Here is a 12979-nt window from a genome sequence, read left to right on the forward strand (position 1 = left end):
TAGAAGTTATTCCAAAAATTTAAAACTCAAACTGATAACAGGTTTGATGATGGTAAGTTTGCTCTGGCAATAACAGTGGGCATCGTTGCTGCCATTGTTCTTTATTTGGCGAATCAGGGAAATACTGAGTCTCTAGTGCCACACCATCATGGTTTTGATACGCTTTACTTGCGCCAATTGAACCTAACAAATAGTTCCCTGTATACACTTGCATTGCAGGCTTTGTTGTCTTCACTATCATAGTAAGATCTTGATTTGGCGAGACCAGTTTTGCAACAGGCGTTTTACCGTCAACTACCTCTTCAGAAAAGACAAAGCTGTGGTCATAACCTGCCGCTAATTTTTGATCATCGTCTTGCAAAAACTCAGAGCCAATCAGCTTTAATGACGTAAAATCAAAGCTATTACCAACTACCGATTTATAATCACCGATAGGAATCGCGGTAGCATCTGTAGGTAAATAATAAGGAGCCTTAATCTGCAGACTATGGTCTAACGCATTAAATGCACTACCTTCTCCTGCCAGATTAAAATACGCATGATTCGTCAAATTGACCGGACAGCTAGCATCACAGTGTGCTTGGTATAAAATAGTAAGCTGGTTTTCCTCATCCAGAGTGTAGGTAACCACCACATCCAGATTACCAGGGTAACCCTGATCGCCATCAACAGAACGTAATGCAAAACATACTTGATTATCTGTTTGCTTCTCAATTGCCCAACGACGTTTATCAAAGCCAACTACCCCACCATGAAGGGCATTCTCACCATTATTGATATCAAGTTGATAATCAATACCATCAACAGAGAACTGACCTTTTGCAATACGATTAGCAAAGCGACCAACGATTGAACCAAAGTACGCGGTTTGCTTCATGTGCTCATCCATATTAGCAGAGCGCAATAAAACTTCACGGGCACCTTCTGGCATTGGAACAGTACAACTTAACCAAGTCGCGCCTATATCCATAAATGAAGTCGTCATGCCAGATGCATTGGTCAAATGTACTAACTTTGCTGGCTGACCATCAAACGATGGCGATTGTGCCATCGTTTGAACTAATTTAATGATATCGGGATTCATTGTTACCCCTTATAGAACGTCTACTAGGCCAGCACCATTTTTTGCTTGGCACACATAGATCGACTCTTTAAGGCCTGTGGCTGCTTCATATTGAGATTCAACGGCGGCTTTTACATCCTCAACCAGTGAAGGTGGAACTAATGAAACAATACAACCGCCGAAGCCACCACCAGTCATACGAACACCACCTTGCTCACCAATCACTTGTTTTACGATATCAACTAAAGTATCAATCTCTTTCACTGTGATTTCGAAATCATCACGCATTGAAGCATGTGACTCAGCCATTAACTCTCCCATACGCTTCATATCATGAGCTCGTAGGGCTTGAGCAGCTTCTACTGTGCGATCATTTTCAGTAATTACGTGACGAGCACGTTTTGCCACTAGCTCATCTAATTCAGACACTTTTTCATTAAACTGTTCAATAGTGACATCACGCAGCGCTTTAACACCAAAAATACGAGCCGCTTCTTCACATTGTTGACGGCGGGTGTTGTATTCGCTATCAACCAAACCACGTTTCTTATTTGAGTTAATGATAACCACTGCCATATCTTCTGGCATTGAGACAGCTTCTGTTTCTAAACTGCGGCAATCTAATAACATAGCATGATTTTCTCGACCTTCAGCGGAAATCATCTGATCCATAATGCCACAGTTACAGCCGACAAATTGGTTCTCTGCTTGCTGACCATTTAAGGCAATATCGGCTTGACTAATTTCAAGATTGAATAAGACTTTAAATGTTTGACCAATAACAACTTCAAGCGCTGCAGACGAACTTAAACCGGCACCTTGTGGAACGTTACCACTCACAGAAATATCAGCGCCAGTAAATTGATAGCCACGAGCAAGTAAATATTTCACCACGCCACGAATGTAGTTTGCCCACATTTTATCTTGCTGGAATGTAATTTCCTGAGTGATATCAAACTCATCTACCGCATTATCGTAATCAACAGATACAACACGAACAATATTGTCATCACGTTTTGCAGCCGCAACCACTGTCTGATAATTAATGGCACAAGGTAGAACAAAGCCATCATTATAGTCGGTATGTTCACCAATAAGATTAACTCGACCAGGCGCTTGAATAATGTGTGTTGGCGCGTAACCTAAAACTTGATTAAATGAATGCGTTACGTTTTGGATTAGATCAGACATAGTAAATTCTCACGATTTAATTCTTTAATAGCGACTCGAATCTCAAGCCGCAATGTACGTTTTTGATATTGTCAGTTCAGCTTCAAATTTGACTGCAGTTATTGTTCTTTATAATGAATGTCACTGAGATCACGCAGACGCTGTGCTGCTTGTTCTGCTGTAAGATCTCGCTGACTTTCCGCCAGCATTTCATAACCGACCATAAATTTTCGAACAGTAGCACTGCGAAGTAACGGCGGATAAAACAGAGCATGAAGCTGCCAATGGTCAACATTCGTTCCTTTTTCAAAAAATGGAGCGTAATGCCACCCCATGGAATAAGGGAAAGAGCATTGGAACAAGTTGTCATAACGGCTCGTTAATTTCTTTATCGCCAACGCCAGATCGTCTCGTTGCTCTTCTGTAAGCTCACTCATACGACGAATATGCGTTTTAGGTAGCAACATAGTTTCAAATGGCCACGCCGCCCAGTAAGGTACTAATGCAACCCAATGTTCCGTTTCAACTACAATGCGTGAGCCATCTTTAAGTTCGGCTTGAACATAATCAACTAACAGGTTACGGCCATTTTCTAGGTAATAAGCTTTTAAATTGTGCTCTTTACGTTCAATCTCATTAGGTAAAAAGCTGTTCGCCCAAATCTGTCCATGCGGATGCGGCTGAGAGCAACCCATTGCCTCACCTTTATTTTCAAAAGCTTGAACCCAAATATAATCCTTACCTAACTCTTCAATTTGGTCATTCCAAGTATCAATCACCCCTCGGATTTTCTCGACAGGTAATTCAGGTAAAGTTTTACTGTGATCAGGAGAAAAACAGATCACTCGACTTAAACCACGTACACCTTGGGTTTGAAATAGTGGATTATCCGATTTAGGTGCGTCAGGCGAATCGACCATCAAAGCTGCGAAATCATTCGTAAAGACATAAGTGCCCTTATAATCTGGATTTACATCACCTGAAATACGTTCATTCGTTGGACACAAGAAGCACTTGCCATCGTAACTCGGAAGTTGCTCGGTAGCAGGTTTCTCATCCGCACCGCTCCATGGACGTTTTGCTCGGTGAGGAGAGACTAAAATCCACTGACCCGTTAATGGGTTATAACGACGATGAGGGTGATCGACTGGGTTAAATTCAACGTTTGACATGCTTTTCTCAACTCTTAAATTTTTTATCCGCCTTCCAAACCAATGTGGAAAACGCAAGTAATCGTGGTAAGGCTTTAGTTACACAGGAGAATAGCCTTGTGGATTTTCAGACTGCCAACGCCAAGTATCTGCCGTCATTTCTGCAACAGTGCGTGTTGCTTTCCAACCAAGGTCGCGCTCAGCTTTAGTCGTACTTGCCCAACATTCAGCAATATCACCTGCTCGACGAGGACAAATTTCAAATGGGACCGCTTTACCGCAAGCTTGGCTAAATGCTTCAACCATTTCGAGAACACTTGAGCCTTTACCCGTACCTAGGTTGTAAATATGTAATCCAGCCTTTTTACCAACTGCAGTGAGTGCTGCAATATGGCCATCGGCAAGATCCATAACATGAATATAATCACGAACACCTGTACCATCAGGAGTAGGGTAATCGTTACCAAAAACAGCCAATTTTTCACGACGACCAACGGCAACTTGAGCAATAAATGGCATTAAGTTATTTGGAATACCTTGAGGATCTTCACCCATTGAGCCCGATGGATGTGCTCCTACTGGATTAAAGTAACGAAGTAGCGTAATACTCCAGTTATCTTCAGCTTTAAAGAGATCACTTAAACACTGCTCAACCATGTGTTTGCTAGTGCCATAAGGGTTTGTGGTTGCCCCTGTTGGAGAATCTTCCGTAATAGGCACAACATCAGGATCGCCATAAACAGTAGCAGATGAACTAAATACGATGCTTTTTACACCCGCTTTGCGCATGCTTCGAGCTAAAACTAAAGTGCCTGTCACATTATTATCGTAATATTCCAAAGGCTTAGCTACGGACTCACCAACGGCTTTAAGGCCTGCAAAATGGATAACGGCTTCAATTTTATGCTGCGAAAATACAGTATCTAGAAACGCTTCATCACGAATATCACCACGATGGAAGATCGGTCGGATACCCGTCAATGCTTCAATTCGAGTAAGAACTTCTTCTTTTGCATTACATAAATTATCAACAATGATAGGTGTCATACCTGCTTCGATCATTTGAACACAGGTGTGACTACCAATGTATCCCATACCGCCAGTGACAAGAATTTCCACTTTGCTCTCTCCAAGACTGCTGAACATCTTATTTCTCATGATGCTCAAGTTGCTTAACTGGTTCAGAGTCTATCAATCAAATAGGATTCAGTTCCGTGATCTATTTCTCAATGTGTAAACGTTTCCACAAAATCATAAAAAAACACTCAATATATTAAGAGCTCATATAAATACTAGGTAAAAAAAAGGTGAGCTCGAAGCTCACCTTTATATCGATAACAGTAATTAGGTTACTGGGTTGCTGTCTTACGAGATTTACGAGCTGGACGCGGCTCACTCATTAACCCTTTGATTAACGAAACTGTCGCGACCAGTAGAACAAACGTAAACGGCAAACCTGTTGTAACAGCCATCGCCTGAGCTGCAGCCAGACCACCACCAAGCAGTAGTGCAATAGCAACAAGGCCTTCAAACGTACACCAAAATACACGTTGAGGAACAGGAGCATCAACCTTACCACCAGCTGCAATGGTATCAATCACAAGAGAGCCCGAGTCAGCGGATGTGATAAAGAAGACCACAACCAGCACAATACCAATAATCGATGTGATCGTTGCAAATGGCATAATATCTAACATCGCAAACAGTTTCAGAGGCAAATCTGCATCAAATACTGCTTGATAACCCGTTGTAACATATTGACTGATTGCAGTACCACCAAAAGCGGTCATCCACAATACACATACTGTTGATGGAATTAAGATAACACAAACAATAAACTCACGAACGCTACGACCACGCGATACACGAGCAATGAACATACCAACAAATGGAGACCATGAGATCCACCAAGCCCAGTAGAATGCCGTCCAGCCTTGAGAGTAGTTCACGTCTTCACGAGCAAAAGGTACTGATAAAGCGGGTAGATTTTTTAGATATGAAACGATGTTATCGAAGAAACCAGTGAAAATAGCCAGCGTTGGTCCAACAACAATTACGAAAAGTAGTAATAATGCTGCCAGGCCCATATTGATTTCAGATAGACGTTTAACACCACTGTCTAGACCTGCAACAACAGAGATCAAAGCCAGGGCAGTAATAATAACGATCAACACAATTTGTGTCGTATCTGTCATCGGTACGCCAAATAAGAAATTCAAACCTGTCGCAGCTTGTGATGCGCCATAACCTAATGATGTCGCAAGGCCAAAAACAGTTGCTACTACGGCAAGGATATCAATGATATGACCCACCCACCCCCAAACTCGCTCACCAAATAATGGGTAGAAAATAGAACGCATAGTCAGAGGTAATCCTTTATTGAACGAGAAGATCGCCAGACCTAACGCCAATAATGCATACACTGACCACGGGTGAAGAGCCCAGTGATAAATAGTTGCAGCCATACCAAGAGCTGCCGCAGCTTCCGTGTTACCTTCTGCCCCCATTAACGGAGCCCAGTCGGTACGAACGCCATTTTCAACCGTTACTCCGCCAAGAGCAGAGCTAAAGTGTGACATTGACTCTGATACGCCAAAGAAAACCAATCCGATACCCATACCAGCGGCAAACAACATGGCTAGCCAACCAGCATATGAATAATCAGGAGTTGCTTCTGTACCACCGATACGAACTCGACCTAACGGTGTGACAATCAGTCCTAAACAAACAAGAACAAAAATATTACCCGCAGATAAGAAGAACCAATCCATGCTTGAGGTGAGCCAATTACGCAAACCTGAGAAAAATGGTTCCACTTGCTCGCGGAAAAGAAGAGTAAAAACAACAAACAGGATGATAAACATGCCTGATATTGCAAATACTCGGTTATGGATATCGAGACCAAATGGCCCTACTTTCAAAGCGATATTGTCCTGACCAATCTGATAATCAGTATCAATTGCTTTTACTTTACCGTCGGGACGTTGGATCCCGCCATTATTATCGTTGCTCACGAATTACTCCTTAAATACGTGACAAGATGCCAAAATTATTATGTATGTGATGTAGAGAGGAATAACAAAAATGATCAAGGCAACATTTAGCCTCTATTTCCCTATCTTTTTGCTTCCGTTATTGGTAGGCACCAATATGTTATCTTTATTGATGCCAATGTAAAGGCATCATAAAGCTAATCATTTACTCACTGCCAAACCTCTGAAATAGGCGTATTTGGCGTAAAATAATAAGCCAGTTGCGCCTGTAGCAATTCCGCTGACGCTAATGCATCCGTTAAGGCATGATGAGGTTGATATGTCGGCAATCCATATCGTTCTCTAGCATGACCTAAACGCACTGAGCCTGGTTTTTTTCCTTTTAATCGGTTAAAAAAACCACGACACTGCCGATATTGAATCGCGGCCTCAAGATCTAATGTATCCACAACTGGAAATTCAATGCCCTCCCCAAGTCGTTTAAGTAGCGCCTGATTCAAAAACCCGCGCTCAATATTTTTGTAATGAACCACCACAATTTTACCTGCTAGAGCTTGCAGAACTTGCTCTAAAATCACTCGCAGATCGGGGGCATCTTGAACTTCGGAATCGGTAATACCATGGATAACGACCGATTCTTCATTCAACAAACGGTGAGGATTCACCACCCAATGGGCGGATTGACGACAATAGATACGATCGAGAGTAAACGGTACTAACCCGACTGAAATAATCTGATCTTGTTGTGAATCTAGCCCCGTCGTTTCAAGATCCAGAGCCACAAAAGGAACCTCTTTTAATGGAGTATCCCCTGCCACACAAGATGCTTCATAAAACTGCTTGAGTCGCTTGTCTTTGCTTTCTGTTGCTAACTGAACAAAACGCTCAGGCCAATTAGGCGTGGCTGACGTATCAAGTAATGGCTCATCCTCTTTTGCCGAGGTAAATAAACGGATCATCGACTATTTCTCTGATAACGGAATTTAATAAAGTTTTGGGCGTTACTTAAAATCTGAAAAGCTGCTTTCAAGTTACGACGTTCAAACTCCGACATATTTTCAGGCTCGATGCTGTTATCAGGTTCATCACCATTTTCTATATCCAATGCTTGGTGACGAATACGAACCATATAGATCAATTCCATGGCATCACGTAAGTCTTGCCCTCGGCCCTTAGGTAAAATACCTGCATCAATAATGTCATCAAGGCGATCAAATGAATTCTGTTGTTGTGAACCCACAGCTAAAGCATGAACACGGATCAGATCAGCAAGAGGTGCCGTTCCACGACGTTTTAAGTTGATAGAGTTACGATGACGGCCATCTTTTTCCATCACAAAATCTTTAAAGAACCCAAGAGGTGGAGTGCGATTGATCGCGTTGTGAGCCAAACAAGCTAAGAAACGGTTGTTCTTTTTAGCTCGACGAACAATGAAGCTGTTTAATTGTTCAGCCCATTTTACTCGCCCATAAACTCCTGCAATGTCAAAGAAAATCGAGCTATGAAGTAAACGCTCTGGGTTCGGATGATCGATCCACTCAGCAAAGCACTCTTCCCATTCAGTACGAGTCTTACGCCACTGAGGATTGGTTGCCATAATATCGCCATCACAATAGCTATAACCACATTCCGCTAAACCGTCACTCACAAACTTAGCAAGTTGCGCAAAATAGTCACCGTGAATAGCTTCGTCATAGCTGTCGTCTAAAATCAGCGCATTATCTTGGTCGGTAACAATCAATTGCTCATCACGGGCCATAGAGCCCATTGCGACTAAGCAATATGGAATAGGAGCAGGCCCAAGTTCTGCCTCTGCTAATTCGGCTAAACGTTGCTTAAAGCTGCTGCCAATCACCGACATCGCATTACCAATCATATGAGCATTGGCATCTTCACCTACCATGCGGACAAAACAATCTTTAACTTGAGTCGAAATACTCTTTAGCTCTTCCACGCTTTGTTGCTGATAGATAGAGCTAACTAACAACAGACTGTTTTGCGATTCATAACGGACAATATCCGTCAGGCCAATAATGCCGATGGGCTTTTTATCTTTAATGATGGGTAAATGATGAACGTTATAACGCAACATCATTAGCATGGCTTCAAAAACATAGGCGTTATAATCTAGTGAGATAACATCTGTTGTCATCACTTCAGAAATCGGTAAATTCGTATCAATACCCTGTGCCAATACCCGAATACAGAGATCTCGATCGGTTAAGATACCCAATAAATGGTCATGCTCTTCACTATCAGAAGATTCTGAATTAGCAACTAGCAAAGCTGTAATATTTTCTTCTGCCATTAAGTTGGCTGCGGCTTGAATACTTTCAGACGCATCAATGATCACAGGTTCACGAGTTAAGATTTTACGCGCTTTAACTGTAGTAAGATCATTGCCTTCTGCATGGTTTGAAACCACACTGCGCAAACGAGCACTGTCTTCTAATTCCATAAAGTCAGCGAAGTTATCAAATTCATCACACAGCTCGTTAAAAATCGCTTCAGGAATACAATAAACCAACGTATCTTCGGTCGCTTTAGCAGGAAGACGCACCTTATTGTTCATCAGCAATCCCATCTGACCAAATAAGCCGCCAGTATCTATTCGGTTATATAACTCACCTTTACGACGATAAATTTCAACCGTACCACTGCGTACCATAAATAAGTCATGAATAGCATCACCAAAATTGACGATGGTAGTACCTGCTCGGTAATAAGAGATTTCAACATTAAGCGCGATCTCTTTTAACCGTTCTTCAGGCAAATCATCAAAAGGAGGATATTGACTGATAAAATTTAATACTTCGATTTGTTCTACTTCCATGACCTTCTCACTGTGTACGGTACGCGCACCGAAACATATCCACTAAATCATTATGGATATTAGAATGTAAACTGATCATTTATAGCGGTCTTTTACTAGAGAGGCGAAGTGTAAGCAGGCTAATGTGAGGTATATCTCGTTTTGATTCATAGATTGAAGGGAAAGTACTCTTTTCTAAAACATTGCAAAACCTACCTTCTCAGATCAATAAAGATCTATTAAGACCGTCACAAACGTAGAAATAACCTCGTCAACAGTAGCGTAACGGAGCGTTAAGACGTATTATTCGCGGTCATCATCGAATTTATCAACACACTGGAAAAAATTGTGATTAGAGAAAGTGTTTTTTCTTCCTACGACAAGTGGAGCAAGCCTTTAGTTTCTGAAGTTGCAGAAGTTGTGAACCTACTTAAAGAGCATGGTTACGATTCTAAAAAGTTGGCTCTTGTTACGGGTTTACAAGAAAAAAATATCAACAGCTGGACGGCAAACTATAAAAAAGAGCCGCTAGATGTTTCTACAATTCCATACCCATGTTGGTGTTTTCTTTCAGCGCTCGCTGGCATTCCAAATATCAGCACAAATGAAAAGATCATTGAAGTTGATGATATTCGTCGAGTACTGCGCCTCTTCAAACCAACGGCGTTTGGTCCTCGTAACACTTTTGTGTGCCCAACACCTGAACAATTTTCCAAACTAATTGATAGTGGTTTATACCCAGAAATGACAGCGGAAAATATCTGTCAGCTTCATAATTGGAATCCAGCAAAATTTATCGACAGCATTAATACGGGTAAATTGCCATTTTTAAACTGGTGTTTAATCATTATGATGTTTGGTATCAACCTGCAAAAGATGATCCTAAAAGATCTTGAAGCACCATTTGTGTATGAGTTTATTGAGTAATACTCATCTAAAACAGTCAAAAAAAACAGGGAGCATTGAGCTCCCCGTTTTGTATCTATAACAATCGATAAACTTAGATCGCAATTTGAGGTGGAAACAGTTTGTCGAAAATCCAGTTATAAATGTAAGCGTAAACAAGATAGAACAGAGCCATACCCACATCGAGTAAAAAGGCATCCCATAAATTCAGATCCATCATTACTGCAACAATTGGGGTCGTGACAACCAATAGGCCCGCTTCAAATAACACAGTATGAACCAAGCGCATTTTCTGTGTTTTATGAATTGAACCGTATTTTCGCTTCAAGTAGTTATCAAAAAGGACGTTGTAAGCGTAGTTCCAAAACGTTGCTACAATCGTAACAACAATGGCCATCATTCCACTGTGGCTCTGATCAAAACCAAACTGGCTCAATACACCTACAATTAAAATTAACCCAATTACTTCAAAGCCAATAGCATGGCCAATACGTTGTGCTCTTGTTCTCATATATCATTATCGTTCTATTAATTAGTTATATCACTCACAAAATTGTGATCAAATTAAGTGCCTAATAGCATATCGCGTATTAGCGAGATCACAATATGGAAAACTAATATCTTGCTTCTGGTAAATAAAGATTTATTCGTTATTTTTGCATAAATCTAAATAAAGTGCATTTTAAAATGAATGACGTATTTTAACGCTTTTAAGATTCCTTTTAAACATACATGGAATTTTATTTAGAAATCTTAACCTTACCATCTACTATAATTTAGGTCGTTGACTCACAAACTCATCACCATGACAAGTTTTTGACTGTTTTATGCTAGGATATGCAGTCGAGAATTATATCAAAAAAAGCACTTTTATAAGGACTGTTATGACTAATTATTTAAAATCATACAAGTGGTTCATTGTATTAGCCCTTGTGTTTCAATTAACAGGTTGCGGCATTAATACGATTCCAACACTTGATGAGCAAGTAAAAGCCAATTGGGCTCAGGTGGAAAACAACTATCAGCGTCGCGCTGATCTTATTCCCAATCTTGTTGCAACAGTGAAAGGCTATGCCTCTCATGAAAAAGAGACGTTAACCGCAGTGACTGAAGCGCGAGCTAAAGTTTCATCGATTCAAATCACGCCAGAAACACTAAACAACCCACAAGCATTTAAACAGTTCGAACAAGCTCAAAGCCAATTAAGTTCAGCGCTTTCTCGTTTGATGATGGTTTCTGAACGATACCCAGATTTGAAAGCGAACGAACAGTTCCAAACGCTGCAGGCCCAACTAGAAGGTACTGAAAACCGTATTGCTATTGCTCGTCGTGATTACATTGAAAGTGTTAAAGCTTTTAATACAGAGATCCGCACTTTCCCTGGTCGTTTATGGCACTCGCTAATATACAGTGACCTTGAAGTGAAACCAACGTTTACAGCAACAACACCGAATGCTGATGTTGCACCAAAGGTAGAATTTTAAATGAGAAAAAACCTATTGATCTGCGGATTTCTCCTATTTGCAAGTCAACTGTGTTTTGCTCAACCGTCATTTCCAGCTTTAACTGGAAGAGTGGTTGATGATGCGCACATCTTAACTCAGCCTCAGCGACAAGCTTTAAACACCTTGCTGGCAGAGGAAGAAAAGAGCTCATCAAATCAGGTTGTTATTGTGACGGTTCCAAGCACAGGAGGTATTCCTATTGCTGATTACGGTTATCAACTTGGACGCAAATGGGGCATTGGGCAGAAAGAGCATAATAATGGCGTACTCTTAATTATTGCTTATAACGATAAGAAAATGCGAATTGAGGTTGGCTATGGGTTAGAGGGAGCACTACCCGATGCAACTGCATACAGTATTATCAATCACGAAATCAAACCGCAATTTAAGGCTGGGCGTTTCTATCAAGGGATCAGTAACGGTACCAAAGCGATTATTGCAGCCATTCACGGTGAATATAAGCCGATTGTAGAAGAAGATCAGCCACCGTACGATTTTTATCTATTTGTTCTATTTGTTGTTGTCATTCAGATCATCGCTTATACCCGCCGCCGTAAGAATGGTGGGAAATATTACCGCAGTGGTCGCGATGGTTTCACTACGGGTTCTTTTGGTTCGGGCGGCATTCATCGCCATGGTTCAAATCATTCAGGTGGCTTTGGTGGCTCATCTGGCGGTGGATTTAGTGGTGGCGGTGGCGGCTTTGGTGGCGGCGGCGCTTCGGGAGGTTGGTAAGAATGAAGATGTTTTCCGAACAAGAGTTGCAACAAATTAGTCAGACGATTGGCAATATTGAGCAACAAACAGACGCAGAATTAATGGCTGTCATTGCCACAGCATCTGATGATTACTATTTTGTACCTACACTATGGGCTGCCATTATTGCCCTATTTACTCCAGCTCTGTTGTACCTGTCACCCTTGTGGCTTGATATAACCGATCTATTAATGGCACAACTGGCTGTATTTGTTGCTCTTACTTTACTGTTTCGAGTACCAGCAATTAAATATCGAATGATTCCAAAATCAGTGAAATATCGCCGAGCAAGTTTATTAGCCCACCAGCAATTTTTGCTTAATGGTATACATAAGACTCAGCAACATTTAGGAGTGATGATTTTTGTAAGTGAAGCCGATCATTATGTCGAGATCATAACTGACTACGGTATCAGCCAGCAAATAGATAATCAGGTATGGCAGAAATTGGTTCAGGATTTCACTCAAAATGTAAAACAAGGAAATACTTATCAAGGGTATATCCAATGTTTGACAGCAAGTGGGGAAGTTCTGGCGCAACATTTCCCATTAACACAGCAAAAAAATGAACTTCCTAATGCATTAGTTGTGATTGACTAGTATTCACAGAATTTCATGATGCAT

The 12979-nt window shown here is 41.2% G+C and carries 12 protein-coding genes; 4 read left to right on the forward strand and 8 right to left on the reverse strand.

What is annotated here, in order from left to right:
• Positions 1-19 precede the first annotated feature (19 nt).
• The 7 genes from galM to WAX86_RS18220 form a co-directional block, all read right to left on the reverse strand.
• A complete protein-coding gene (gene galM, locus WAX86_RS18190; RefSeq protein ID WP_341489442.1) occupies positions 20-1084 on the reverse strand; it encodes a galactose-1-epimerase in 1065 nt (354 codons plus the stop codon).
• 9 nt (positions 1085-1093) lie between these two features.
• Positions 1094-2254: a galactokinase gene (gene galK, locus WAX86_RS18195; protein ID WP_188007054.1), complete on the reverse strand. Its 1161-nt coding sequence runs from the start codon at positions 2252-2254 to the stop codon at positions 1094-1096.
• 98 nt (positions 2255-2352) lie between these two features.
• Positions 2353-3405 (reverse strand): UDP-glucose--hexose-1-phosphate uridylyltransferase, encoded by a 1053-nt coding sequence (locus tag WAX86_RS18200; protein WP_044178227.1) that lies wholly within the window; start codon positions 3403-3405, stop codon positions 2353-2355.
• Positions 3406-3483: 78 nt separating this feature from the next.
• Positions 3484-4503: a UDP-glucose 4-epimerase GalE gene (galE, locus tag WAX86_RS18205; RefSeq protein WP_176715263.1), complete on the reverse strand. Its 1020-nt coding sequence runs from the start codon at positions 4501-4503 to the stop codon at positions 3484-3486.
• A gap of 230 nt (positions 4504-4733) precedes the next feature.
• Positions 4734-6398: a BCCT family transporter gene (locus tag WAX86_RS18210; RefSeq protein ID WP_341489443.1), complete on the reverse strand. Its 1665-nt coding sequence runs from the start codon at positions 6396-6398 to the stop codon at positions 4734-4736.
• A gap of 188 nt (positions 6399-6586) precedes the next feature.
• Positions 6587-7336: a 3'-5' exonuclease gene (locus tag WAX86_RS18215; RefSeq protein WP_106341172.1), complete on the reverse strand. Its 750-nt coding sequence runs from the start codon at positions 7334-7336 to the stop codon at positions 6587-6589.
• Entirely contained in the window at positions 7333-9210 is a 1878-nt protein-coding gene (locus WAX86_RS18220) for a DUF294 nucleotidyltransferase-like domain-containing protein (protein WP_086368455.1), read from the reverse strand. The genes WAX86_RS18215 and WAX86_RS18220 overlap by 4 nt, the downstream gene beginning before the upstream one ends.
• A 327-nt stretch (positions 9211-9537) precedes the next feature.
• Between WAX86_RS18220 and WAX86_RS18225 the strand changes: the two genes are divergently transcribed.
• Positions 9538-10116: a hypothetical protein gene (locus WAX86_RS18225; RefSeq protein ID WP_005305853.1), complete on the forward strand. Its 579-nt coding sequence runs from the start codon at positions 9538-9540 to the stop codon at positions 10114-10116.
• Positions 10117-10189: 73 nt separating this feature from the next.
• Here WAX86_RS18225 and WAX86_RS18230 read toward each other — a convergent pair whose 3' ends face one another.
• A complete protein-coding gene (locus WAX86_RS18230) occupies positions 10190-10606 on the reverse strand; it encodes a PACE efflux transporter (RefSeq protein ID WP_068968726.1) in 417 nt (138 codons plus the stop codon).
• Between the two features lie 373 nt (positions 10607-10979).
• Between WAX86_RS18230 and WAX86_RS18235 the strand changes: the two genes are divergently transcribed.
• Genes WAX86_RS18235 through WAX86_RS18245 form a run of 3 tightly spaced genes read left to right on the forward strand, consistent with a single transcriptional unit; the run spans position 10980 to position 12955 of the window.
• A complete protein-coding gene (locus tag WAX86_RS18235; protein ID WP_341489444.1) occupies positions 10980-11579 on the forward strand; it encodes a LemA family protein in 600 nt (199 codons plus the stop codon).
• Complete coding sequence (locus WAX86_RS18240) at positions 11580-12335, forward strand: YgcG family protein (RefSeq protein ID WP_068968727.1); 756 nt, start codon at positions 11580-11582, stop codon at positions 12333-12335.
• 2 nt (positions 12336-12337) lie between these two features.
• Entirely contained in the window at positions 12338-12955 is a 618-nt protein-coding gene (locus tag WAX86_RS18245; protein WP_068968728.1) for a TPM domain-containing protein, read from the forward strand.
• Positions 12956-12979 lie beyond the last annotated feature (24 nt).

The organism is Photobacterium damselae subsp. damselae (assembly GCF_038086725.1).
Classification (GTDB): Bacteria; Pseudomonadota; Gammaproteobacteria; order Enterobacterales; family Vibrionaceae; genus Photobacterium; species Photobacterium damselae.